The organism is Pseudomonas sp. KB_15 (assembly GCF_052114525.1).
Taxonomy (GTDB): Bacteria; Pseudomonadota; Gammaproteobacteria; order Pseudomonadales; family Pseudomonadaceae; genus Aquipseudomonas.
The window spans coordinates 1-451 of record NZ_JBFREX010000211.1 but is presented as its reverse complement, the minus strand read 5'-3'; the positions used below and the strand labels follow the sequence as shown (position 1 = coordinate 451).

Annotated in this window: 1 protein-coding gene; it reads right to left on the bottom strand. The window is 70.7% G+C overall.

What is annotated here, in order from left to right; translation table 11 throughout:
• Positions 1-451: TolC family protein (locus tag AB4Z35_RS30510; protein ID WP_442101230.1), on the bottom strand; the 451-nt coding region annotated here is incomplete at both ends.

The following is a 451-nucleotide window of genomic DNA, read 5'->3' as shown; positions in this document are numbered from 1 at the left end:
GCCTGGGCCCGTTCGCGCTCGGCGCCGATGCCATCGGCCAGTCGCAGTTGCACCAGTTCCAGCAGCCTGGCATTGGTGCGCACCTGTTCCTGTGCGATGGCAATGCGTTGCTGCGCGCCGCGCACGCGGAAGTAGGCATCGGCGGCTTCCGCCACCACCAGCACGCGCACGCCCAGATGCTCGGCTTCGGCGGCCTGGGCTTCTGCGCTGGCCGCCTCGGCGCCCCGGCGCAGGCCACCGGCCACATCGATCTCCCAGCTTGCCCCCACGCCCGTGCTGTACAGCGTCTGGTTGCGGTCATAGCCCGGCAGGTTTCTGCCCAGCCTGCCTTGCGGCCCTTCCAGAGACTGGCGCTGCTTGCCGACGCTGGCGGAGAACGACCCCGCCCAGCCTGCCTTGCGGCCCTTCCAGAGACTGGCGCTGCTTGCCGACGCTGGCGGAGAACGACCCC